This is a genomic window from Bacillus sp. M5A3_1b, from assembly GCF_053345335.1.
The window spans coordinates 154,740-176,566 of sequence record NZ_JBKEZY010000011.1; the positions used below are offsets into that span (position 1 = coordinate 154,740).

Here is a 21,827-nt window from a genome sequence, read left to right on the forward strand (position 1 = left end):
TTGTTTTCTGTAAACGGTTACATGGGATGGAGAGGAAAGAGAATGAGTACGATTAAAGACGTTGCGAAATTAGCGGGAGTATCTGTGGCGACCGTTTCCAGAGTGTTAAATAAAAATGGATATGTTCATGAAGATACATTAAAGAAAGTAGAACGAGCGATTGAGATGCTAGATTATAAACCTAGTACAGTAGCGCGTTCATTGTATAATAAAAAATCACGTTTAATTGGCTTAGTTGTTCCAAATATCGTGAATCCATTCTTTCCAGAAGTTGCACGTGCCGTAGAAGATGTAGCGCATAAGCAAGGATACACAGTTGTCCTTTGTAACTCTGATGAGAGTTTAGAGAAAGAAAAGCAATATATTGATGTACTTAGGCAAAATAATGTGGATGGATTTATTGTAGCAACGAATCCACAAAATAGTGTTAATTACATGAAGTTGTCTGTTCCAGTTGTTGCAATTGACCGTATGTTTAATGAGCGTATCCCTACTGTATATGCAGATAACTATGCAGGGAGTCAGGCAGCGACAAAGTTATTAATAGATAAAGGCTGTAAACATATTGCGCATATTCGCGGACCGCGTGATGTAAGCACTGCTAATGAACGTTTTGAAGGTTTTGTAGACGTTATTACGCAAAATAATCTTTCTTATATGATTGCAGAGAGTACATTTGATCCAGCTAATAGTGAGCGTGTAGCAGTGGAATTATTAGAAGAATACCCACATATTGATGGAATTGTTGCTGGAAATGATTTAATCGCAATAGGTATTGTAAAGGCTGCACTCCAAAAGGGGATTTCTATTCCAGATGATTTACAAATTATCGGATTCGATGGAATTTCTTTAACAGAAATGATGTATCCATCTATTACAACTGTTGCACAGCCAATTTATGAAATGGGGAAAATTGCAACAGAGCTGTTATTAGAGCAGATGGAAGGAAACGTATTAGAAGAGAAACACTATCGTTTACCGATTGAAATTATAGAACGAAATACAACGAAGTAAGGAGATGAAACAGATGCCAAATATTGCAGTGGTAGGTAGTATTTCAATGGACTTAGTGGCTGTTTCAAAAAAACGTCCGAAAGCAGGAGAAACAGTAATTGGTGAAGCATTTCATACAATCCCAGGAGGGAAAGGAGCCAACCAGGCAGTTGCTGCAGCTAGATTAGGCGCAAATGTAGCGATGGTTGGAGCGGTTGGAAACGATAATTATGGAACTGTAGTTAGGAACAATTTAGAGAACGAACGCGTTTTTATCGACTATGTGGTACCGGTTACAGATACGGCGACAGGAATTGCTCATATCGTTTTAGCAGAAGAGGATAACAGTATTGTTGTTGTGCAAGGGGCGAATGCTCTGGTCAATGAGTCGGTTGTAGATCGTTCAAAAGATCTTCTTATAAAAGCAGATATGGTTGTTCTTCAACTAGAAATTCCACTTGAAACAGTAAAATACGTATTAGCTATTTGTGAGGAACACAAAATCCCGGTTATGTTAAATCCAGCGCCAGCACAAGTGTTATCAGAAGATATTTTAGAAAAAGCAACTTATATTACACCAAATGAACATGAGTGCCGCATCGTATTAGATGATTTCATATCGCCAATTGAAGATTTACTGGCTAAATATCCAAATAAACTATTGATGACAGAAGGTTCTAACGGTGTTCGTTTCCATAATGGTAAGGAGATTGTACATGTTCCTAGCATTGCTGTTGATGTAGTAGATACGACTGGAGCTGGTGATACATTCAATGGTGCATTAGCAGTTGCACTTTCTGAAGGAGAAACACTTCAAAAAGCAATTCGTTTTGCGAATATTGCTGGTGGTCTTTCTGTAACGAAACTTGGAGCACAGGGCGGTATGCCAACGAGGGATAGAGTACGTGAAGTGCAGGTGATTGTCGGATGAAAAAGCACGGTGTATTAAACAGTGAGATTGCATCAGTCCTTGCTTCACTTGGACATACAGATACGATTGTAATCGCAGACTGTGGGCTACCAATTCCTGACGGAGTAAAACGAATTGATTTAGCTGTTGAGATTGGAAAACCTAGCTTTTTAGACGTATTGCAAGTGGTAGCTGATGATATGGCAATTGAAAAAGTAACGTTAGCAGAAGAAGTCATTAACAATAATGCGGAAGTAAATAAAGAAATCGAGCTGAAATTAATAGAGCCAGCGTTTGAATATGTATCGCATGAACAATTTAAAGAGCACACGAAGAAAGCGAAGGCGATTATTCGTACAGGAGAGGCTACTCCTTATGCCAATGTAATTTTACATGCGGGCGTGATTTTTTAATAAAAGGAAGTGATGGAAATGCGTATTGAAATGAAAAATATTTCAAAGGCGTTCAATGGTAATCCTGTTTTGAAGAATGCACAGTTTATGATTGAAACAGGGGAAGTCCATGCATTGATGGGGGAAAATGGAGCGGGCAAATCAACGCTCATGAAAATTTTAACAGGTGTATACAAAAAAGATGGTGGAACAATCACGATTGATGGACAAGAACGAACTTTTAAAAATGCGAAAGAAGCAGAAGAGTACGGTATTGCATTTATACATCAAGAATTGAACATATTATCGAATTTAACAGTAGCTGAAAATATGTTTCTCGGTAAAGAGTTAATGTATGGGAAGACAGGTATTTTGCGTACGCGTCAAATGAACGCGATTGCGCAGCAGCAACTAGCGGAGTTAGGGTTACATGTAAAAGGCGCTATGTTGGCAGGAGAGTTATCGGTTGGACAACAGCAAATTATTGAAATTGCGAAAGCGTTAATGACAAACGCGAGCGTTATTATTATGGATGAACCTACAGCTGCATTAACAGATCGTGAAATTGAAACGTTGTTTACTGTCATTAATAAATTACGTAAAGAAGGTGTTTCGTTCGTTTATATCTCACACCGAATGGAAGAAATTTTTTCAATATGTGATGCCATTACGATTTTACGTGATGGGGAATACGTAGGAAAGAGACTTATTCCGGAAACATCATTTGATGAAGTAGTGAGTATGATGGTGGGGCGCAGCATTGGTGAACGTTACCCAGAGCGAAATAGTCAAATTGGCGATGTCATTTTTGAGATGCGTAACGGAACGAAAAAAGGGAAGTTTGAAAATGTTTCGTTTCAAGTGAGAAAAGGTGAAATCCTTGGTGTTGCTGGCTTGATGGGAGCTGGCCGTACAGATATTATGAAAGCGATATTTGGATACGAACCTTTAGATTCTGGCCAAATTTTTATAAATGGACAAGAAGTAAAGATTGATAGTCCGATAGATGCGATTAGACAAAGAATAGCTTTCATTACAGAGGATAGAAAATCTGAAGGGTTAGTGTTAGATTTCTCAATTCGAGAAAATTTAGCTTTACCGAATTTAGAAAGTCTTTCAAAGGGAAGTGTCTTAAGTAACGAACTAGAACAACAGTTTACAGCGGATATGATGAAACTTCTTAATGTGAAAGCAGCTAGTGGAGAGCAAGCGGTGAAATCTCTTTCTGGTGGAAATCAGCAAAAGGTTGTTATTGCAAAATGGCTAGGTATCCACCCGCAGTTACTCATTTTAGATGAGCCAACAAGGGGTGTAGATGTTGGAGCGAAAAAAGAAATTTACTCTATTATGAATAAGCTTACTGAGCAAGGCGATGCCGTTATTATGGTATCATCTGAGCTTCCAGAAGTTTTAGGAATGAGTGATCGCGTTCTTGTTATTCATGAAGGAAAGGTCGGCGGCATTTTAGAGAAAGGTGAGGCATCACAAGAGTCTATTATGGCACTAGCTACAGGGGGAGAGTAAGGATGGCTAAGAAGGGGAATGTATTACAACAACTCGGTTCTTTAATCGGTTTAGTATTAATTATCGTCGTAATTACAGCTTTAAATCCAGCATTTATTGAGATTCCAAATTTATTTAATATACTGCGTCAAGTATCGATTAATGCGCTTATTGCATTTGGAATGACCTTTGTAATTTTAACAGGGGGTATTGACTTATCGGTAGGTTCTATTTTAGCATTATCAAGTGCACTTGTTGCTGGAATGATGGCAAGTGGCATGGACCCGTTCCTTGCGATGGCAGTTGGATTATTAGCTGGTCTTGTAATGGGGATTGTAAACGGTATCATCATAGCGAAGGGAAAAGTAGCTCCATTTATTGCAACTTTAGCAACAATGACTATTTTTCGTGGGTTGACGCTTGTTTATATGGACGGACGTCCGATCACTGGTCTTGGTGATCATTTAATGTTCCAAATGTTTGGCCGCGGTTATTTTCTCGGTATTCCGGTACCAGCTGTTACAATGATGATCGCTTTCGCAGTACTGTACTTCATTTTGAAGAAAACGACATTTGGTCGCCGTACATTTGCAATTGGTGGAAATGAAGAAGCAGCAGCGCTATCAGGTATTAATGTTACGAGAATTAAAGTAATGATTTACGGTCTTTCCGGAATTTTGGCAGCGCTTGCAGGTATTGTCTTAACATCACGACTAGATTCTGCACAGCCAACTGCAGGTACTTCTTATGAATTAGATGCAATTGCAGCAGTTGTATTAGGTGGAACAAGTCTTTCTGGGGGAAGAGGATGGATTGTTGGTACATTCATCGGTGTACTTATTATCGGTGTACTAAATAACGGTTTAAATTTATTAGGTGTATCTTCTTTCTTCCAACAAGTTGTAAAAGGACTTGTAATCTTACTAGCTGTATTAATTGATCGCCGAAAAGAAGCGTAATGGAGGGATAGTTCATGAAAAAATGGTTACTTATACTCGTTGCATGTATTATGGTCATTACTGCTGGTTGTTCAATGGAACCACCAGAATGGGCAAAGGATTCTAGCGATAAAGGTCGAAATAAAACTATTAAAGTTGGATTCTCTGTTTCAACTTTAAACAATCCATTTTTTGTTACTTTGAAAAAAGGAGCAGAAAAGCAAGCGAAAGCAAGCGGCATTGAATTGATTGCTGTTGATGCACAAAATGATGCAGCAAAGCAAACGAACGATGTTGAGGATTTAATTCAAAAAGGTGTCGATGTAGTTGTTATTAATCCGACCGATTCAGATGCTGTTGCTTCAGCAGTAAGTGCGGCAAATGCAGCAAATGTTCCTGTTATTACAGTAGACCGCGTTGCGAATTCAGGTAAGGTTGTTTCTCACATTGCATCTAATAATATTGAAGGTGGTCAAATGGCTAGTGATTACATTCGTGAATTAGTTGGCGGGGGAGCAAACGTTGCTGAATTAGAAGGAATACCTGGCTCTTCTGCTGCTCGTGAGCGCGGGAAAGGATTCCATAATGTAGCGGATAAATCTTTAAAAGTAGTTGCAAAACAAGCAGCTGATTTTGATAGAGCAAAAGGATTATCTGTTATGGAAAACATTTTGCAAGCAAATGGTGATATTAAAGCTGTGTTTGCGCATAACGACGAAATGGCATTAGGGGCACTTGAAGCATTGAAGTCCTCTGGAAAAACGGATGTAGTCGTTGTTGGATTTGATGCAACAGAAGATGCTGTAAAGGCGGTTAAAGATGGGCGTATGGCTGCAACAGTTGCTCAAAAACCGGAATTAATCGGGGAGAAGGCGATGCAAACAGCAAAAGAGATCACGCAAGGTAAAAAAGTGGACAAATCTATTCCGATTGAATTAGAGCTTATTAAGAAAAACAAATAAATATAAAATGAAAATCAGGAAGGAAGAATAACAAATGAAATTCTTTATTGATACAGCAAACATTAACGAAATTAAAGAGGCAAATGCATTAGGCGTAGTAGCTGGAGTAACGACAAACCCATCACTTGTAGCAAAAGAAGGCGTAGATTTCCATGAGCGTATTCGTGAAATTTGCAGCTTTATAGAAGGACCTGTAAGCGCAGAAGTAATTAGCTTAGAAGCTGATAAAATGATTGAAGAAGGAAAAGAATTAGCGAAGATTGCTCCAAACGTTGTTGTAAAAGTACCAATGACAACAGAAGGTTTAAAAGCAGTAAAAGCATTCTCTGATTTAGGAATTCGTACAAACGTTACATTAGTATTCTCAGCAGTTCAAGCATTACTTGCAGCTCGTGCTGGTGCAACATATGTATCACCATTCTTAGGTCGCTTAGACGATATCGGCCATAACGGTATGGACTTAATCCGCCAAATCGCAGAAATCTTTGCAATTCACGGCATTGAAACAGAAATCATTGCAGCATCTGTACGTCACAGTGTTCACGTAACAGAAGCAGCATTAAACGGTTCACATATTGCAACAATCCCAGCAAACGTAATTGCTTCATTAGTGAAGCATCCATTAACAGATCAAGGAATTGAGAAATTCTTAGCTGATTGGGAAAAAACACAAGAGAAATAATAGAAAATCAAGAATCCTAGTTTAATTGACTAGGATTCTTTTTTTGTATTTAAAAGAATTTTCATGCAATTTTGCATATTGTCTTTTAAATTTGTTATATAAACTATTTAATATATACAAATCACTCTTTATTTTTCATATTTTGATATAAGAAGATAGAGGGTCTGACCAGAAAACTGGAGGGCATGATTCTATAACATAAAGTTTAACGTTTATAGAATTATGCCTTTTTGTCCCGCATTAACGGTCAGTAAGATTCCCACCTTAAAATTCAGCTAGAGCAAAGAAGTTAGGTGGGAAATCAACTGCCCGTAAATGCCCGATTGGTGTGGGCTAATAATCAGTGGGGATGGACAAACTCCCCACTGATTAAAGTTTCACTGTATATAGGGAGGGCAGAAAGGAGAGCTTTTGATTTAAATGCACTTATTTATCTGAATTTTAAGTTTTATAAAAGGAGAGAAATAGAATGAGAAGAAAAGCGCCATTTAAAGTGTTATCATCATTAGCAATTGCGGCAATTATCGGATGCACATCTGTAATGAGTGCTCCGCTAGCATACGCAGAAACGCCAGCAAAAGAGAAAGACAATGTATCTACAACACCAATTGATTACAATTTAATTCAAGAAGATCGTTTAGCGGAAGCACTGAAGGAAAGAGGAACAATAAATCCAGCATCTTCTAAAGAAGAAACGAAAAAAGCTGTAGAAAAGTATATTGAAAAGAAACAAGGCGATCAGGCAAATAAAGAAATTCTTCCAGCGGATACTGCTAAAGAGGCATCTGATTTCGTGAAAAAAGTAAAAGAGAAGAAAATGGAGGAAAAGGAGAATGTAAAGAAACCTGAAAAAAATGTTAGCCCTGAGCAAAAGCCTGAACCAAATAAGAAACAATTGAATGGGCAAGTTCCAACATCTAAAGCAAAGCAAGCGCCGTATAAGGGATCTGTTCGAAATGATAAAGTATTAGTATTACTCGTTGAATTTAGTGATTATAAACATAATAATATTGATCAAACGCCAGGGTATATGTATTCGAATGACTTTAGTAGAGAGCATTATCAAAAAATGTTATTTGGTAATGAGCCGTACACATTATTTGATGGTTCAAAAGTAAAGACGTTTAAACAATATTATGAAGAGCAGTCTGGCGGTAGTTATACGACTGATGGATATGTAACAGAATGGCTAACTGTCCCAGGAAAAGCGTCTGACTACGGTGCTGATGGTAGCAGTGGTCATGATAATAAAGGACCAAAAGGCGCACGTGATTTAGTGAAAGAAGCTTTACATGCAGCTGCTGAGAAAGGATTAGATTTATCTCAATTTGATCAATTCGATAGATATGATACAAATGGTGACGGAAATCAAAATGAACCTGATGGTGTAATTGATCATTTAATGGTAATCCATGCTGGCGTTGGTCAAGAAGCTGGTGGTGGTAAATTAGGTGATGATGCAATTTGGTCACATCGTTCAAAATTAGCAATAGATCCAGTAGCGGTTGAAGGTACAAAATCAAAGGTAGATTACTTTGGTGGAAAAGTAGCGGCGCATGATTATACAATTGAACCAGAAGATGGAGCAGTAGGTGTATTTGCGCATGAATTTGGACATGATCTTGGCTTACCAGATGAATATGACACGAAATATACTGGAACTGGTTCACCTGTCGAAGCGTGGTCATTAATGAGTGGAGGTAGTTGGACAGGGAAAATTGCAGGAACAGAGCCAACTAGTTTCTCACCACAAAATAAAGATTTCTTACAAAAGAATATGGGTGGCAACTGGGCAAAAATTTTAGAAGTGGATTACGATAAAATTAAGCGCGGTGTAGGAGTTCCTACATATATTGATCAAAGTGTTACGAAATCTAATCGTCCAGGCGTTGTACGTGTTAACTTACCAGGTAAAAGTGTTGAAACGATTAAACCAGAGTTTGGAAAGCATGCATATTATAGTACAAGAGGAGATGATATGCATACAACACTAGAGACACCATTCTTTGATTTAACAAAAGGAACAAATGCAAAATTCGATTATAAAGCAAATTATGAGTTAGAAGCAGAGTGCGATTTTGTCGAAGTGCATGCAGTAACAGAAGATGGAACGAAAACATTAATTGATAGACTTGGAGAAAAAGTAGTCCAAGAAGATAAAGATACAACAGATGGAAAATGGATGGATAAATCATATGATTTAAGTCAATTTAAAGGGAAAAAAGTGAAACTGCAATTCGATTATATTACAGATCCAGCTGTAACATATAAAGGTTTCGCGATGGATAATGTAAATGTAACTGTTGATGGACAAGTTGTATTTTCTGATGATACAGAAGGACAGGCTAAAATGAATTTAAATGGTTTTGTTGTTTCTGATGGGACAGAAAAGAAAGCTCATTATTACTACTTAGAGTGGAGAAACTATGCGGGATCAGATAATGGATTAAAAGCAGGAAAAGGTCCAGTGTATAATACAGGTCTTGTCGTTTGGTATGCAGATGATAGCTTCAAAGATAACTGGGTTGGGGTGCATCCAGGTGAAGGATTCCTTGGTGTTGTGGATTCGCATCCAGAGGCATTTGTTGGCAATTTAAACGGAAGACCAACTTACGGTAATACAGGTATGCAAATTGCAGATGCTGCATTTTCATTTGATCAAACACCAGCATGGAGTGCAAATTCATTAACACGTGGACAGTTTAACTATTCTGGATTACAAGGTGTTACAACATTTGATGATTCAAAAGTATATAGTAATAAACAAATTGCAGATGCAGGAAGAAAAGTTCCAAACCTTGGACTTAAATTCCAAGTTGTTGGACAAGCGGATGATAAGTCTGCAGGTGCTGTTTGGATTAAGCGTTAATAAAATGGAACTTTAATCAGTCGGAGGTGTTCATCCCCAATGATTATTAGCACACACTTCCTCGTATTCGTCGAATTTCGAGGCGGGATTCTTACTGTCCGCAAATAGCGAGATAAAATAAAAGCACATTCTTCATTCGAAGGATGTGCTTTTTCTTTGTACATTAAGGTATTAATTTATCTATGTGTAGTGTATCAAATTATGTGGGGAAAAGAAGTATTTCCGAGGAAATTGTCGAAAGGATTTATTTGTTTTTTATGAGAATTGACTCGAAGAACTTTCAGTATATCGGATGAGAATTAATTATTTTAATATGGTAAATGTTTTAATTGGAAAAAAGTAAATACATATTTTTCAAGGTTTTACTAATTTAAGGTGTCGAAATTTAATTATTTTTAAAAAATAAAATTATATATTGCTTTTAGTTTTTGTTTTAAGTAAAATTCATAGGGAATTAATAAGATAATAGTTTAGTAGTTTAATGTAATATTCTTTCGGAAAAAGAAAAGTAGCACGTAGTAAACTTTTAATTTGTAAGTAAAGGGAGAGTAAAGTAATTGAAAGCATGGAAAAATGTATCGTTTGTTATGAAAAGTAGTATCTTTTTATTATGTTTAACTTGTATGTTTTTTATTGTGCCAAGTACAAATGCGAGTGCAGAAACAGTTAAAATTTATCTAGATCCAGGGCATGGGGGAACAGATACAGGTGCTATTGGAAATGGTTTGAAAGAGAAGGATTTAACATTAGATATTGCTTTGCGAATTCGTAATATTTTAAATTCTGAGTATACAGGTCATGAGATTAGAATGAGCCGTACAAGTGATGTGTATCCTACATTAGCACAAAGAACGAATGATGCTAATCAGTGGGGAGCAAACTTCTTCTTATCTGTGCATATCAATAGTGGTGGAGGAACAGGCTATGAGGATTACAGTTATCCGAATGCAGGTGCTCCTACTACAACGTATCACCAATTGATTCATCAAGAAATTATGAAAACAGCTGATTTTGTTGATCGAGGAATGAAAACAAGTAATTTTCATGTGTTAAGAGAGACAAATATGCCTGCAATATTGACTGAAAATGGATTTATTGATCGAGCTGAGGATGCTGCAAAGCTTGCCAATGCGGATTTCAGAGAGCAGCTTGCAAGAGGACATGTAAATGGATTAGTAAAATCATTTAATTTACAAAAGAAAACATTCTTACTTCGTGTAAAGGCACCTGAATTATACTATTATAACCAACCTGATTGGAATGCAAAAGCAGGGACTGTGAAACAGGGAGATGTGTTTACTGTTGTAGAAACATTAACTGTGAATGGTTCGAAAATGTATAAATTAAAATCTGGAAATTATATAACTGCGAATCCAGCATATGTTGAAATTATAAATTAAAAGGCTATACATAGAAAGACAATGATGGAATTAACCCATCATTGTCTTTTTTACTTTGCTTTTTTCTTTACTTTTTATTTTGCTTCTTACATAAATCATTCCAGCGAATGTTAATAAGAATGCTGTTCCGATAACGAAGCTGACGCTAGGGGATGCCCCGATTGCACCAACCGTAAAGGATCCAGCAACAACTCCTAATGAGAAGAAAGCATAAAACAATCCGAATGCTTTTCCGCGCTTATCATCTGTCGTATTCTCAACAAGTAATGCATTTATCGATGGGAAAAGGATAGCGAATCCAATGCCATAAATCATCATAACGATAAAGAGCATACCTTTTGTTGCGAATAATCCAAGTAAAGATAACGCGAATGCCATTACTGCAATACCAATTAGCATAAGTTTTGAACGATTAAATCGATCATAAATACGGTTTGTTGGCAGCAAGAAGAAGAGGATAGCGGTAATGCCGAATACACTTAACATCATGCCTGTTGTAGATGCTTTAAGTGCTAATGCCTCAACTTTCACTGGTAGCATATAAGTGACAATTCCTTGTGAAAACATTAGCGTGAAAGCACCAATATATGCTTGCAATAACGGTTCTGATTTTAATAGTTCAATCATATCCTCTTTGTTCATCATTTGTGTTCTTGAAGTATCTTTTCTTGATACGTTATTTGGTAAGAAGAATAGAGATACGATTGTACCAAGGACCATTAAAATAGAAATGGTAATGAACACCCACTCTATACCAGCAGTTGCTTTCATAATTCCACTGAAAGCCGGTCCTACAATTGCCGCTGTTCCAACAGCAGCACCAGATAGAGCCATTGCCTTACCTTGTCTTGCTGAATTTGTTTGTTTTGATAAAAACGTAAAGGCAGCAGGAATTAAAAATCCGTCACTAAAGCCGTGCATAAAGCGCACAACTAATAGTTGTTCACCACTTTGAACAACGGTGTATAACAAGACTATGAAACTCGTAAGTCCCATGCTTATATAAAGTATTTTTTTTGCACCAAATTTATCGACAGCAGCGCCAGCAATAATATTACCGATCATATTAGCGAATGAGTACATACCGACAACTAGCCCAATAATAAGAGGAGATCCTCCAAGACTTTGAGCGAACGTACTCATAATAGGTAATTGTGAAAATGTATCTAGAAACGCTACGATAACAATAAAGTAAATAAAATATTTCAAGCGATATTCACCTCTCCTCTGCTATTATGGCATAATGCTAATTTCAACCGCAATGAAATTAGCATTAACAGATGTGGAAAAAAGTACAAAGTGACAAAATATTGAACGTTATTTGTTAAAATTTAGTGGAAATGAGATTGTTTTTTTGAAATATATGGATAGAAGTATTATAATAGATTTGTAAACTTCACCAGGTTAAGTATATACGTAGAGAGGGATGTATAAAATGAAAGCATTACTTTGGCATAATCAACGCGATGTACGAGTAGAAGAAGTACCAGAACCAACTGTAAGACCAGGAGCAGTTAAGATTAAAGTGAAATGGTGTGGTATCTGCGGAACAGACTTGCATGAATATTTAGCAGGACCTATTTTTATTCCAACAGAAGAGCACCCATTAACACACGTAAAAGCACCGGTTATTTTAGGTCATGAGTTTAGTGGTGAGGTAGTTGAAATCGGTGAAGGCGTTACTTCTCATAAAGTGGGAGATCGCGTCGTTGTAGAACCAATTTATTCTTGTGGTAAATGTGAAGCTTGTAAACATGGACATTACAATGTTTGTGAACAACTTGTTTTCCACGGTCTTGGCGGAGACGGCGGCGGTTTCTCTGAATATACAGTAGTACCAGAAGATATGGTCCACCATATTCCTGATGAAATGACGTATGAACAAGGTGCACTTGTAGAACCAGCAGCGGTAGCAGTTCATGCAGTACGTCAAAGTAAATTAAAAGAAGGGGAAGCTGTAGCAGTATTTGGTTGTGGTCCAATTGGACTTCTTGTCATTCAAGCAGCTAAAGCAGCAGGAGCAACTCCTGTGATTGCAGTAGAACTTTCTAAAGAACGTCAAGAGTTAGCAAAATTAGCAGGTGCGGATTATGTATTAAATCCAGCTACTCAAGATGTACTAGCAGAAATTCGTAACTTAACAAATGGTTTAGGTGTAAATGTGAGCTTTGAAGTAACAGGTGTCGAAGTAGTACTTCGTCAAGCGATTGAAAGTACAAGCTTTGAAGGACAAACTGTAATTGTTAGTGTGTGGGAAAAAGATGCGACAATTACGCCAAACAACCTTGTACTAAAAGAAAAAGAAGTTATCGGTATTCTTGGATACCGTCATATCTTCCCAGCTGTTATTAAATTAATTAGCTCTGGCCAAATTCAAGCAGAGAAATTAATTACGAAAAAAATCACAGTAGATCAAGTTGTTGAAGAAGGATTTGAAGCACTTGTAAAAGATAAAACACAAGTGAAAATTCTTGTTTCACCTAAATAATAGAGAATAGTAAAAAGTAGCCCTTTTCTAGAAATAGAAGAGGGCTACTTTTTTTCTATACAGAAAGGTGATAGACTTTCCTTTAACTACAGGTATTTTGTTTGGAAGGGGAAGTCGAATGCTTTCATTTATGTTGACATTGAAACGAATGCTAAAAGCTTGTTTACGAGCGTGGAAAGATAAAGAATTTCAAGTATTATTCGTATTAACATTTTTAACATTAACATCTGGTACGATTTTTTATAGTACAGTTGAAGGATTACGTCCTCTTGACGCTTTATATTTTAGTGTGGTCACGTTGACGACTGTCGGTGATGGGAATTTTAGTCCGCAAACTGATTTCGGAAAGGTATTTACAATCTTATATATCTTTATTGGGATTGGATTAGTGTTTGGATTTATTCATAAGTTGGCCGTTAATGTACAACTGCCAAGTATATTATCAAGTAGAAAAAAAGAGTAAAGCATGTGTATGCTTTACTCTTTTTTTACATTAGTTTAGACAATCATTTGTAGTAGCTTAACAATACTTTATTACAATATAAGTGCATTCATTCATTATATTCACTATGTATAAAGTTATAATGATATGAACATCTGCATATTTTAATTTAATAATAGATATTTCGTGAAAGGTGGGATATTCTAGTCATAGGTTAACCGGACGACATCATAGGATCCTAACAAAAAGTTTACAATAATTCAATTATAAAATGGAGGATTTCAGATGAAAAAGAAAGTACTTGCTTTAGCAGCAGCTATTACATTAGTAGCCCCTTTACAAAGCGTTGCATTTGCTCATGAAAATGATGGGGGAAGTAAAATAAAAATAGTTCACCGTTGGTCTGCTGAAGATAAACATAAAGAAGGTGTAAACTCTCATTTATGGATTGTAAACCGTGCGATTGATATTATGTCTCGCAATACAACACTTGTAAAACAAGATCGAGTTGCACAAGTAAACGAATGGCGTACGGAATTAGAAAATGGTATTTATGCTGCTGACTATGAAAATCCTTATTATGATAATAGCACATTTGCTTCACATTTCTATGATCCAGACAATGGAAAAACATATATTCCATTTGCAAAGCAAGCAAAAGAAACTGGCGCTAAATATTTTAAATTAGCTGGTGAATCATATAAAAATAAAGACATGAAACAAGCATTCTTCTATTTAGGATTATCTCTTCATTATTTAGGAGATGTAAACCAACCGATGCATGCGGCAAACTTTACAAATCTTTCGTACCCACAAGGATTCCATTCTAAATATGAAAACTTTGTAGATACGATAAAAGATAATTATAAAGTAACGGATGGAAATGGATATTGGAACTGGAAAGGTACAAATCCAGAAGAGTGGATTCACGGAGCGGCAGTAGCAGCGAAACAAGATTACGCTGGCATTGTAAATGATAATACGAAAGATTGGTTCGTAAAAGCAGCTGTATCACAAGAATATGCAGATAAATGGCGCGCTGAAGTTACACCAATGACAGGTAAGCGATTAATGGATGCACAACGTGTTACTGCCGGATACATTCAGCTTTGGTTTGATACGTACGGAGATCGTTAAGTATTAAAAAAGGTCAAATCTCACAATAGAGTATTTGGCCTTTTTATAACTAATACATGGAGGTATGAAACGTGAAAGGAAAATTGCTAAAAGGTGTACTTAGCTTTGGGATTGGTTTAGGAGTTTTATACGGAGGATCTTCAGCTCAAGCAGAAACGTCTACAAATCAAAATAATACTTTGAAAGTGATGACACATAATGTGTACATGCTATCAACAAATTTATATCCGAACTGGGGACAAAGTGAGCGTGCTGATTTAATTGGGGCGGCAGATTATATAAAGAATCAAGACGTTGTTATATTAAATGAAGTGTTTGATAATAGCGCATCAGATCGTTTGTTAGGGAATTTGAAGAAAGAATATCCAAATCAAACAGCGGTATTAGGTCGTAGTAACGGAAATGAATGGGATAAAACGTTAGGTAGCTATTCATCTTCAACTCCTGAAGATGGGGGCGTTGCAATCGTGAGTAAATGGCCGATTGTTGAAAAGATTCAATATGTATTTGCAAAAGGATGCGGGCCAGATAATTTATCGAATAAAGGATTTGTATACACGAAAATTAAGAAAAATGATCGTTTCGTTCATGTAATCGGGACACATTTGCAGGCTGAAGATAGTATGTGCGGAAAAACTTCACCTGCATCTGTACGTACAAATCAGTTAAAAGAAATTCAAGACTTTATTAAAAATAAGAATATACCAAATGACGAGTACGTCCTATTTGGTGGTGATATGAACGTGAATAAAATAAATGCAGAGAACAATAGTGACTCAGAGTACGCATCCATGTTCAAAACATTGCACGCTTCTATTCCATCTTATACAGGACATACAGCAACTTGGGATGCGACGACAAACAGTATAGCAAAATATAATTTCCCTGATAGCCCTGCCGAGTATTTAGATTATATTATCGCAAGTAAAGACCATGCGAATCCGTCATTTATAGAGAATAAAGTATTACAACCGAAATCTCCACAGTGGACTGTTACATCATGGCTTAAAAAATATACATATAATGATTACTCTGATCATTATCCAGTAGAGGCAACTATTTCTATGAAATAGTCCTAAAAAAGTTTCTTCTTAATAGGAAGAAACTTTTTTATTTTGTAGAGGAAATTTCAACTTTCTTTCCAATATGTATAAGACATATTGAAAAGAGGAGAGAAAAATGTGGATCGAGGAATTTTTAAAGAGGTTCCATTACCGTGTGCATTTTTGGATGAAGTGGCTTTAGATAGAAATATTCAATCGATTATAGAATTAAGTGGGAATAAGAAGATTCGTATAGCGAGTAAATCGTTACGTTCTGTTCCAGTTATGCAAAAGATTTTAGCTACAAATGATCGATTTCAAGGTATTATGTGTTTTTCACCTAGAGAGGCTTTGTTTTTAATTGAACAAGGATTCAATGATTTATTGCTTGGGTATCCTGCTTATGATAAAAGAGCTTTACATGAAATTAGTTTGCTAACAAAGCAAGGCCTCATTATAACTTGTATGGTGGATTGTGAAGACCATATTGTTTATCTAGAAAAAATTGCTGAGGAGTCTAAAGGGTGTTTTCGTGTTTGTTTGGATATTGATATGAGTAGTCATTTTTTTCAATTTCATTTTGGGGTCAAAAGATCACCAGTAAAAGATGTGCAGAGTACTTTGAAAATAGTGAGAAGGGTAAAAGAATCATCATGTTTAATACTAGATGGTGTAATGGGATATGAAGCCCAAATTGCTGGGGTAGGAGATCACATACCTAATCAAAGAGTGAAAAGTAAAGTAATTTCGTATTTAAAGAAGAAGTCAGTGTTAGAAGTTAAAGAAAGAAGAGGACATATCGTAAAAGAAATACAAAACCTAGGTATTGAACTAAGGTTTGTAAATGGGGGAGGCACAGGAAGTATAAAAACAACTGAGCAAGATAATTCAGTTTCAGAGATTACAATAGGTTCTGCTTTTTATGCCCCGAAGCTGTTCGATTATTATAAAGAGGTGCAATTTCATCCAGCTGTCGGATTTGCTTTACCAGTTGTGCGTAAACCAGCCCTGTTTATTTACACTTGTTTAGGTGGTGGATATATTGCCTCAGGTGCAATCGGGAAAGATAAAGAACCTGAGATTTGGAGACCAAATGGTGCAAAATTATTAGCTTTAGAAGGCGCTGGCGAAGTGCAAACACCGATTTTTTATAACGGTGAGGAACGAGTAGAGATAGGAGATTCTATCTTGTTTCGCCATAGTAAAGCTGGAGAGTTATGTGAGCGTTTTCCTTTTTTATATCGTGTGAAAGAAGGAGAGATTGTTGGGGAGTATTCAACATATCGGGGGGATGGCCAATGCTTTCTATAAAGGGACAAAAATGGAGAAATTGGACAGGGAATGTAGAAGGAACGCCGCATTATACGATGTATCCAGAAAGTATACAAGATGTAGTAGAAGTTGTAGGGCTTGCTCGAAAAAAAGGGAAGAAAATTCGTGTTGTCGGTTCAGGACACTCTTTTACACCTCTTGTGCAAACGGAAGAAATTTTAGTTTCTTTAGATGAATTGAAAGGTATTTTGGATATGGATGCAGAGAAGATGGTTGCCGAAGTATGGGCAGGAACAAAGTTACATGATTTAGGGAAGTTACTTGAAGAAAAAGGTTATGCACAAGAAAATTTAGGGGATATTGATTTGCAATCGATTGCAGGAGCGATTAGTACAGGGACTCATGGAACGGGTATTACCTTTGGAAGTTTATCAACACAAGTTATAGAGATTACCGCAGTTTTATCTACAGGCGAGAGTATAGTTTGTTCGGAAACTGAGAATGTGGAATATTGGAGAGCCTTTCAGTTGTCGCTTGGAATGTTAGGTATCATTGTAAAAATAAAATTGAAGGTTATTCCAGCCTATTCACTCGTTTATAAAAGTGAAAAACAGTCATTATCTACTGTAATGAACAAGCTAGAAGAATATAAGAAGAATCGCCATTTTGAATTTTTTGTTTTTCCTTATTCAGATGAAGTACAAGTGAAATTTACAAATGAAACAACGGGTAAAAAAAGTGACTTGAAATGGCATAAACTAAAGGTAGAGTTGCTGGAAAATAAGATGTTCTCTTTGTTATCTAAAGGATGTAAATGGTTTCCCTCTATAAGTAAAGGAGTAAGTCGATTATCGGCTAAAGCTGTACCGAATACAAAGATAGTTGGTCCGAGTTATGAAGTATTTGCTACGTCGCGTGCGGTTCCATTTTATGAAATGGAGTATAGTGTTCCTTCAAATTATATGCGGGCCGTTGTAGAAGAAATTTCAAACCTTATTGAAAAGAAAAAGTATAAAGTGCACTTCCCAATTGAATGTCGTTATGTGAAAAGTGATGATATATGGCTCAGTCCAGCGTACGGAAGGGATTCAGCGTATATTGCCGTTCATATGTATAAAGGTATGAAGTATGCTGCTTATTTTGGTGAGGTGGAGAAAATTTTTCTAAAGTATGAAGGGCGCCCGCATTGGGGGAAAATGCATACGTTAACGTACGAAAAATTACAAAATATATATCCAGAAATGCATTCGTTTCTAAAGGCGAGGAAGTTTCTAGATGAAGCAGAAATGTTTTCAAACCCTTATACAGAAAAATTATTTACGATTATGAAAAAAAGCTGACAAAGTATTACTTGTCAGCTTTTTTTAGTATGATCGCATTTCTTGTTTGACTAATACGCTCGTAAAATAGTAATTTATCACGACTAAATACATGCAATAAAACATGAATAATAAATAGACCGTTAATTACAAATTGGAATAATAGTATAACTAGTAATACTAAAGGCTCTGTATGATTTAAGATAGAGCTACTCGAAAGAATATAATTGATTCCGCCTAAAATGAAATAGAATATCCCGTAACGAATGAATAATTCTTTTAGTGTAATACGCTCAGCTTGTCCTTTAATATAAATTCGAAGCAACGCTTTTCCTATTGTTCTTCCATTCGTAAAGTATGGAATGATAATAAAGTAAATAAAGATCGAACACGTTATGAAAATGAGTTCGTATATGTTCGTGTAAGATTGAATATTAGAAACAAAGAAGGAATTTCCTTTGTTTTTAATGACAGGTACAACGATAGATAAGAAAATCCAATCAATTTGCATCGCGATAAAACGACGAACGAATCCGACTGGTTTTGTTTCTAAATCAATATGAATATCTAATTCACTTGTTTTCGGAAGGAAGTACGTAAATATTGGTGCAATGATAAAACCAATTACGCCGCCTAACGTGTTTAAAAACAAATCGTCAATATCAAATAAGCGATAGGCACAATTATAAATACCATATAATCCAGTTACTTGTGTTAACTCAAAGAACAGTGAAAGGCAAAAAGAAATGCACACTGTTTGTAAGAAACTACGTCGGAAATAATAACGTAAGTAAATACCAAATGGAACGGTTAATAGAACGTTAAATGTTACTTGTAAAAACGCAGATTCTTTTAATAGGTAGAAATAAGTAGCTGGTTTCGTTAAAATTGCCGAGGTATGATTACTAATTTCTTGTATGAAATAAAATGGTGATAGTTGCATATGTTGCGTATTAGCCGGTTGTAGGCTACAAGTATCATATGTTTGTGGTAACGGCAAAATCACAAGAAAATAGGCATTTAATAAGTAAAGTAATAATGAGTATAAAATAAATGAACGCCATTTATTTAAATAACCATACTTTCGGTAGTTAAATATTAAAAAAGGTATTAAGAGAAACATTGCTAAAATAGGAAATAAAATAAATGCTGTTTTTACTGGAAATAAATATGCAGTCAAAATGAAGCTCCTTTCATTGAAAATTCGTTTATCATTATAACGTTAAAAGAGCCTGAAAACAAAATTAAAATATTTCGAAATAGAAAAAATTTCAAATTTAAACGGGATTAAGTTATACTAAATTTAATATAAGGATATTGTGATTATTATAAGTTGAGAGAGGGTACAAGATATGCGATATGAGCTTTTTTCTGTAAGTGGGGATCATATTACAACTTTTGAAAGTGCATGGCGTTTTCAGGAGGGAGAACAGATTTTTGTTCATGATGATCAAACAAAACGAAATTTTATTATTATCCGCCTAACGCATGATGTATTTCAACAAAATAAACATGTTATTCGTTTGTATTGTCAAGAAAAGAAAGTATACGCATAAAAGAGGGCCCCTCTTACTGTACAGAAAGGTAAGAGGGATTTTATCATTATAAAGATATAAAAAAGCGAGTCATCCTAGTTTAATAGAATGACTCGTTTTTCGATTTGTAAGTTGAACTTTATAAGAAAATAAGAGTAAGTACACCTACGATAATGCAATAGAAAGAGAAATATTTTAAATTTCCTTTTGCCATAATGTTCATAAACCATTTTAAAGAAATATACGTCATGATAAATGTTGCGATAAATGCAACGACATATGGCACGAATAATGTGTCTAGGTTTGGATCTTTTGCAATGTCTGTAATACTTAGTAATAAACCACCTAAGCTAACAGGGATATATAGTAAGAATGAGAAACGAAGAGCTGTTTCTTGCTTCATACCAAGTAACATCGCTGCGACGATTGTTGCACCTGATCGGCTTATTCCAGGAATTAGTGCGCAAGCTTGTGCTAATCCGACGATGATTGCATCTTTCATAGAAAGGTCGCCATCATTTTTACGCCCACGCAAGTTTCTAATAATCCAAAGGCCGACAGCAGTAATAAGGAGGGAAATCCCAACCATCTTCACACCTTTTAAGTACTGATCGATGTAATCTTTAAATAAAACACCAATAACACCTGCTGGAATGGTCGCAATAACAAGGTAAATAATAAAGAAGAAATCTGATTTTGCGCCTTCCGCTCTTGTAAATATATAAGATAGACCATTCTTCGTTAGACGAATTAAATCGTTTCTATAAATAAGTAATACAGCTAATAATGAAGCTGAATTAACAAGTAGTTCGAAGCTAAATCCTTCTATTTTTAGTCCTAGCAAATGTTGTGCTAAAACGAGGTGACCACTTGAAGAAATCGGAATGGGTTCTGTTAGTCCTTGGAACAGACCAAGAATTAAATATTTTAAAATGTAATGAAATTGTTCCATAATAACCTCCTTGTTTATTAGTCGAAAGAAACAACTTTTCCATTATAACAAAGATATGGATGAATATTGAAAAGAAATAAAAATTCGAAATATAATAAAACCCCCTTATAGCGCTAAAGGGGGTTTTATTATTAATGAGAAGCCGCTGTTTCTTGAAGACCTTTAGTCAATTGAACATCGACTTTTTCGGCATCATGAATATGGTTCATAATAGTAGTATTTAATTTTTGGAACATTTGTTGTGTATTAGAGAATTCACGTAATATATCATCATTACAAGATTTTTGGTTTTCGATAGCTTTAATAACATTTGTAGCACCGCTTTGTAACGTTTGAATCATAATTAAAATATTTTCAATTCTAGCGTTTGTATCAGCACTCATTTCGACACCTTCATCAACTAAATGCAAATTATCTTTTGTGTTATCGTATGCTTTTTCAATTTCTTCTTGAATTTTTTTCGTTAAGTTACCGATGTTTTTTGTACTTTCGGCTGTACTTTCCGCTAGTTTTCTTACTTCATTGGCAACGACAGCGAATCCTTTACCGTGCTCTCCAGCACGCGCAGCTTCAATACTCGCATTTAAAGCAAGTAAATTTGTTTGTGCTGCAATGTTTTGGATGACTTCTACAATTTGCTCGATTTCTTTTGAGCGTTCGCTTAAATGATTCATACTGTTAGACGTACGCTGCGATTGTTCACCTAATTTGTTAATTACAATAAGTAAACGGTGAACAGATTCTTTTCCTTCATTAGAACAGTCAATAATTTCTTCAATTGATTGAATTAAGCTTTGTTCTTTTTGTAACATTTCGTTATTCAATTCATTGGAATGTGTAGTACGCGTTGAAACATTTTCGAAACATGAGTTTAATTGTTGAACTAAATTTTGAAGTGTATGGTGTTGATTATTTACAAGTTGATGCTCTTGAACGACGCTTTGCACACGGTCGTGAATAGAAGAAATGATTTCTTGTTTTTCAATATCT

Annotated in this window: 19 protein-coding genes and 1 pseudogene; 16 read left to right on the forward strand and 4 right to left on the reverse strand. The window is 35.7% G+C overall.

Annotated elements, in window-relative coordinates; all coding sequences use genetic code 11:
- Positions 1-42 precede the first annotated feature (42 nt).
- The 9 genes from rbsR to ACLBWW_RS24430 all read left to right on the forward strand — a co-directional run bounded on the left by rbsR (position 43) and on the right by ACLBWW_RS24430 (position 10,649).
- The gene (gene rbsR, locus ACLBWW_RS24390; RefSeq protein ID WP_029437473.1) at positions 43-1,014 is read left to right on the forward strand and encodes a ribose operon transcriptional repressor RbsR; all 972 of its coding nucleotides are present in this window, start codon (positions 43-45) and stop codon (positions 1,012-1,014) included.
- Between the two features lie 13 nt (positions 1,015-1,027).
- Positions 1,028-1,924 carry a ribokinase gene (gene rbsK, locus ACLBWW_RS24395; RefSeq protein WP_048541756.1) on the forward strand — a complete coding sequence of 299 codons (897 nt, stop codon included), beginning with the start codon at positions 1,028-1,030 and terminating at the stop codon, positions 1,922-1,924.
- Complete coding sequence (gene rbsD, locus ACLBWW_RS24400) at positions 1,921-2,316, forward strand: D-ribose pyranase (RefSeq protein WP_000716160.1); 396 nt, start codon at positions 1,921-1,923, stop codon at positions 2,314-2,316. Before rbsK ends, rbsD begins: the two co-directional genes overlap by 4 nt.
- A gap of 18 nt (positions 2,317-2,334) precedes the next feature.
- A complete protein-coding gene (gene rbsA / locus ACLBWW_RS24405; protein ID WP_048541758.1) occupies positions 2,335-3,819 on the forward strand; it encodes a ribose ABC transporter ATP-binding protein RbsA in 1,485 nt (494 codons plus the stop codon).
- 2 nt (positions 3,820-3,821) lie between these two features.
- On the forward strand, positions 3,822-4,757 hold the full coding sequence (locus tag ACLBWW_RS24410; protein WP_001074641.1) for an ABC transporter permease subunit: 936 nt from the start codon (positions 3,822-3,824) through the stop codon (positions 4,755-4,757).
- 14 nt (positions 4,758-4,771) lie between these two features.
- A complete protein-coding gene (gene rbsB / locus ACLBWW_RS24415; RefSeq protein WP_048541760.1) occupies positions 4,772-5,698 on the forward strand; it encodes a ribose ABC transporter substrate-binding protein RbsB in 927 nt (308 codons plus the stop codon).
- A 34-nt stretch (positions 5,699-5,732) separates the two neighbouring features.
- Positions 5,733-6,380 carry a fructose-6-phosphate aldolase gene (gene fsa / locus ACLBWW_RS24420; RefSeq protein WP_000667669.1) on the forward strand — a complete coding sequence of 216 codons (648 nt, stop codon included), beginning with the start codon at positions 5,733-5,735 and terminating at the stop codon, positions 6,378-6,380.
- A 469-nt stretch (positions 6,381-6,849) separates the two neighbouring features.
- Positions 6,850-9,249, forward strand: coding sequence for a M6 family metalloprotease immune inhibitor InhA2 (gene inhA2 / locus ACLBWW_RS24425; RefSeq protein ID WP_048541762.1), 2,400 nt, complete (start codon positions 6,850-6,852; stop codon positions 9,247-9,249).
- A 623-nt stretch (positions 9,250-9,872) separates the two neighbouring features.
- Positions 9,873-10,649 carry an N-acetylmuramoyl-L-alanine amidase gene (locus tag ACLBWW_RS24430; RefSeq protein ID WP_223265780.1) on the forward strand — a complete coding sequence of 259 codons (777 nt, stop codon included), beginning with the start codon at positions 9,873-9,875 and terminating at the stop codon, positions 10,647-10,649.
- A 30-nt stretch (positions 10,650-10,679) separates the two neighbouring features.
- On the opposite strand, the gene ACLBWW_RS24435 is transcribed toward ACLBWW_RS24430, so the two are convergent.
- A complete protein-coding gene (locus tag ACLBWW_RS24435) occupies positions 10,680-11,858 on the reverse strand; it encodes an MFS transporter (protein ID WP_046957312.1) in 1,179 nt (392 codons plus the stop codon).
- A 226-nt stretch (positions 11,859-12,084) separates the two neighbouring features.
- Here ACLBWW_RS24435 and bdhA point away from each other — a divergent pair, with 226 nt between their 5' ends.
- The 6 genes from bdhA to ACLBWW_RS24465 all read left to right on the forward strand — a co-directional run bounded on the left by bdhA (position 12,085) and on the right by ACLBWW_RS24465 (position 18,371).
- A complete protein-coding gene (gene bdhA, locus ACLBWW_RS24440) occupies positions 12,085-13,137 on the forward strand; it encodes a (R,R)-butanediol dehydrogenase (protein ID WP_000645832.1) in 1,053 nt (350 codons plus the stop codon).
- 118 nt (positions 13,138-13,255) lie between these two features.
- A complete protein-coding gene (locus ACLBWW_RS24445; RefSeq protein ID WP_073517263.1) occupies positions 13,256-13,600 on the forward strand; it encodes a potassium channel family protein in 345 nt (114 codons plus the stop codon).
- A 264-nt stretch (positions 13,601-13,864) separates the two neighbouring features.
- Positions 13,865-14,716 (forward strand): phospholipase CerA, encoded by an 852-nt coding sequence (gene cerA / locus ACLBWW_RS24450; protein WP_000731011.1) that lies wholly within the window; start codon positions 13,865-13,867, stop codon positions 14,714-14,716.
- Positions 14,717-14,787: 71 nt separating this feature from the next.
- Positions 14,788-15,789, forward strand: coding sequence for a sphingomyelinase C (gene sph / locus ACLBWW_RS24455; protein WP_000676775.1), 1,002 nt, complete (start codon positions 14,788-14,790; stop codon positions 15,787-15,789).
- 108 nt (positions 15,790-15,897) lie between these two features.
- On the forward strand, positions 15,898-17,070 hold the full coding sequence (locus tag ACLBWW_RS24460) for an amino acid deaminase/aldolase (protein ID WP_046957310.1): 1,173 nt from the start codon (positions 15,898-15,900) through the stop codon (positions 17,068-17,070).
- Complete coding sequence (locus ACLBWW_RS24465; protein ID WP_098048178.1) at positions 17,058-18,371, forward strand: D-arabinono-1,4-lactone oxidase; 1,314 nt, start codon at positions 17,058-17,060, stop codon at positions 18,369-18,371. The genes ACLBWW_RS24460 and ACLBWW_RS24465 overlap by 13 nt, the downstream gene beginning before the upstream one ends.
- A 7-nt stretch (positions 18,372-18,378) precedes the next feature.
- Here ACLBWW_RS24465 and ACLBWW_RS24470 read toward each other — a convergent pair whose 3' ends face one another.
- A complete protein-coding gene (locus tag ACLBWW_RS24470) occupies positions 18,379-19,530 on the reverse strand; it encodes a VanZ family protein (protein WP_048541767.1) in 1,152 nt (383 codons plus the stop codon).
- Between the two features lie 172 nt (positions 19,531-19,702).
- Between ACLBWW_RS24470 and ACLBWW_RS24475 the strand changes: the two genes are divergently transcribed.
- Positions 19,703-19,906 carry a hypothetical protein gene (locus ACLBWW_RS24475; protein WP_001268332.1) on the forward strand — a complete coding sequence of 68 codons (204 nt, stop codon included), beginning with the start codon at positions 19,703-19,705 and terminating at the stop codon, positions 19,904-19,906.
- Between the two features lie 118 nt (positions 19,907-20,024).
- Here the strand turns inward: ACLBWW_RS24475 and ACLBWW_RS24480 are convergent, their stop codons facing one another.
- Together ACLBWW_RS24480 and ACLBWW_RS24485 are read right to left on the reverse strand one after the other, a co-directional pair.
- Positions 20,025-20,837: an undecaprenyl-diphosphate phosphatase gene (locus ACLBWW_RS24480; RefSeq protein ID WP_048541769.1), complete on the reverse strand. Its 813-nt coding sequence runs from the start codon at positions 20,835-20,837 to the stop codon at positions 20,025-20,027.
- A gap of 131 nt (positions 20,838-20,968) precedes the next feature.
- A pseudogene (locus tag ACLBWW_RS24485) lies at positions 20,969-21,487 on the reverse strand (methyl-accepting chemotaxis protein); the annotation flags it as partial.
- Positions 21,488-21,827: the final 340 nt, after the last annotated feature.

Bases quoted from the DNA above. Each gene is read 5' to 3' on its own strand.
- ACLBWW_RS24445 (WP_073517263.1), top strand. From the start codon at position 13,256: ATGCTTTCATTTATGTTGACATTGAAACGAATGCTAAAAGCTTGTTTA.
- bdhA (WP_000645832.1), top strand. From the start codon at position 12,085: ATGAAAGCATTACTTTGGCATAATCAACGCGATGTACGAGTAGAAGAA.
- ACLBWW_RS24410 (WP_001074641.1), top strand. From the start codon at position 3,822: ATGGCTAAGAAGGGGAATGTATTACAACAACTCGGTTCTTTAATCGGT.
- ACLBWW_RS24430 (WP_223265780.1), top strand. From the start codon at position 9,873: ATGTTTTTTATTGTGCCAAGTACAAATGCGAGTGCAGAAACAGTTAAA.
- ACLBWW_RS24465 (WP_098048178.1), top strand. From the start codon at position 17,058: ATGCTTTCTATAAAGGGACAAAAATGGAGAAATTGGACAGGGAATGTA.
- rbsA (WP_048541758.1), top strand. From the start codon at position 2,335: ATGCGTATTGAAATGAAAAATATTTCAAAGGCGTTCAATGGTAATCCT.
- rbsD (WP_000716160.1), top strand. From the start codon at position 1,921: ATGAAAAAGCACGGTGTATTAAACAGTGAGATTGCATCAGTCCTTGCT.
- rbsR (WP_029437473.1), top strand. From the start codon at position 43: ATGAGTACGATTAAAGACGTTGCGAAATTAGCGGGAGTATCTGTGGCG.
- rbsB (WP_048541760.1), top strand. From the start codon at position 4,772: ATGAAAAAATGGTTACTTATACTCGTTGCATGTATTATGGTCATTACT.
- rbsK (WP_048541756.1), top strand. From the start codon at position 1,028: ATGCCAAATATTGCAGTGGTAGGTAGTATTTCAATGGACTTAGTGGCT.
- fsa (WP_000667669.1), top strand. From the start codon at position 5,733: ATGAAATTCTTTATTGATACAGCAAACATTAACGAAATTAAAGAGGCA.
- ACLBWW_RS24480 (WP_048541769.1), bottom strand. From the start codon at position 20,837: ATGGAACAATTTCATTACATTTTAAAATATTTAATTCTTGGTCTGTTC.
- ACLBWW_RS24475 (WP_001268332.1), top strand. From the start codon at position 19,703: ATGCGATATGAGCTTTTTTCTGTAAGTGGGGATCATATTACAACTTTT.
- cerA (WP_000731011.1), top strand. From the start codon at position 13,865: ATGAAAAAGAAAGTACTTGCTTTAGCAGCAGCTATTACATTAGTAGCC.
- inhA2 (WP_048541762.1), top strand. From the start codon at position 6,850: ATGAGAAGAAAAGCGCCATTTAAAGTGTTATCATCATTAGCAATTGCG.